Source organism: Streptomyces alkaliphilus (assembly GCF_014141535.1).
In the GTDB taxonomy this organism is placed as follows: Bacteria; Actinomycetota; Actinomycetes; order Streptomycetales; family Streptomycetaceae; genus Streptomyces; species Streptomyces alkaliphilus.
Genome location: NZ_VKHT01000892.1, coordinates 1 through 2,074, shown reverse-complemented (window position 1 = coordinate 2,074; position 2,074 = coordinate 1). Strand labels below are relative to the sequence as shown.

Genomic DNA, 2,074 nt, shown 5'->3' with positions numbered 1-2,074 from the left:
CCCACCGCCTCCGGCGTGACCTCCACCTCCGTCACCCTCAACTGGACCGCCGCGACCGACAACGTCGGCGTCACCGGCTACGACGTGGTGCGTGTCTCCGGCGGGCAGCAGACCGTGGTCGCCTCCTCGACCTCCACCTCGGTCACCGTCTCCGGCCTGAGCCCGAACACCGCGTACACCTTCGCCGTCCGGGCCCGCGACGCGGCCGGCAACCTCTCCCCGCTCTCGGGCACCGTCGCCGTCACCACCTCCGGCGGCCAGGGCGGCGCGACCTGCGCCGTGGACTACCGGGTGGCCGGCTCCTGGCCCGGCGGCTTCCAGGGCGAGGTCGTGGTCACCAACACCGGCTCCTCCCCGGTCACGAACTGGAACCTGGGCTGGACCTTCACCGGCGGCCAGACCCTCACCAGCCTGTGGGGCGGTCAGGGCTCCCAGAGCGGCAACGCCGTGACCGTCACCGCGCCCTCCTGGGCCGCCACCCTGGCACCGAACGCCTCGACCTCCGTCGGCTTCCTCGCCGACTGGAGCGGCAGCAACCCGACACCGACCTCCTTCACCCTCAACGGCTCGCCCTGCACCGTCAACTGAGCCGACCCGGAACGGGCGGGTCCACCGGGCTGCGGACCGGTGGACCCGCCTTCCACCCACCACGCCGGGCTTCCCCCACCCACCACACCCTGCGTACACTCCCCCTCATGCCGCGCCCGCGTTCCGGTCGCCTGACGGCCGTCGCCGACCTGCACGTCCGGCACCCCGAGAACCGCGCCCTCGCCGAGGCCCTGCGCCCCGAACGGCCCGATGACTGGCTCCTGGTCGCCGGCGACATCGGCGAGTACCACGAGGACGTCGCCCGAACCCTGCGCCTGCTCGCCGACCGCTTCCGAACGGTCGTCTGGGCCCCGGGCAACCACGAGCTGTGGACGCCCGGGGACGACCCCGACACCTCGCGCGGCGAGGAGCGCTACCGACGACTCGTCACGCTCTGCCGCGAGTTGGGCGTCCACACCCCCGAGGATCCCTACCCGGTGTGGGAGAGCGGGGACGGACCGGTGGCCGTCGCCCCCCTCTTCGTGCTCTACGACTACACCTGGCGCCCCGCCGGCGCCCGCGATCGGGACCACGCCCTGGAGATCGCCCGGGAGGCCGGGATCATGGGCACCGACGAGGCGCTCCTCCACCCCGACCCCCACCCCGGGCGCGACGCCTGGTGCGCCGAGCGCGTGGCGTACACCGAGCGTCGTCTGGCGGAACTCCCGGACGACCTGCCCACCGTGCTGGTCAACCACTTCCCGCTGATCCGCGAGCCGGTGCGCATCCTGCGGTACCCCGAGTTCGCGCTGTGGTGCGGCACCGACGCGACCGCCGACTGGGCGCGCCGCTTCCGCGCCCGTGCCGTGGTCTACGGCCACCTGCACATCCCGCGGCTCATCCACGCCGACGGCGTGCCGCACATCGAGGTCTCACTGGGCTACCCGCGCGAGTGGGGACCGCGTCCGAGGCCGCCCCGGCTGCCGGTGGAGGTGCCCCTGGCCCCCGTGGCCACGGTGACCCCGGACACCGGTCGGCCCGACCGGAGGGCCCGGACGGCGAGGGAGTAGTAGAGTCGGTGACCGTGTCGAAGCCCGATGGTCTTCTCGTGGACATCGCAGCCGCCGTGGAGGCGGAGCAGAGCAACCAGATGGCGCTGACGGTCGTCGTGCAGGGCGCCGTCATCACGGGGCGGCTGGCCCCCGAGGCGGTGTGGCGGCGAAGAGTCGCCGAGGTCCTGCGGGACTCCGATCGCCTCGGTGCCTTCTCCCCGGTGCTGGATCCACCGGTCGAAGTGCCGAAGGAACCCGAACACCTGCACTTCCATGTCGCCCGCATCCTCCAGGGCGGTTACGGCATCCCCACCACGGGTGGCATGTACCGCATCGCCATCGCGGACGTGGGTGCCTGGACCCTGGGGGATGTCGGCTACACCGACTCCTGAGCCCACCGGCGGGCGGCGGGCGTCCTCCCGTCCCGCCGCCCACCGGATCCGTTCACGACCTCCGGCCCCCGCGGGCGGCCCCTCCCGCCGCCCGGGCCGGGA

The 2,074-nt window shown here is 73.7% G+C and carries 3 protein-coding genes; all 3 read left to right on the top strand.

Annotation, left to right across the window (positions count from 1 at the left end; translation table 11 throughout):
* Positions 1–588 (top strand): cellulose binding domain-containing protein (locus FNQ90_RS28220; RefSeq protein ID WP_182607766.1); only part of this gene is annotated, 588 nt, incomplete at its 5' end.
* Between the two features lie 107 nt (positions 589–695).
* Positions 696–1,598, top strand: a complete 903-nt coding sequence (locus tag FNQ90_RS20875; protein ID WP_182607765.1) for a metallophosphoesterase family protein — start codon at positions 696–698, stop codon at positions 1,596–1,598.
* 14 nt (positions 1,599–1,612) lie between these two features.
* Positions 1,613–1,972: a hypothetical protein gene (locus FNQ90_RS20870; protein ID WP_143623044.1), complete on the top strand. Its 360-nt coding sequence runs from the start codon at positions 1,613–1,615 to the stop codon at positions 1,970–1,972.
* Positions 1,973–2,074 lie beyond the last annotated feature (102 nt).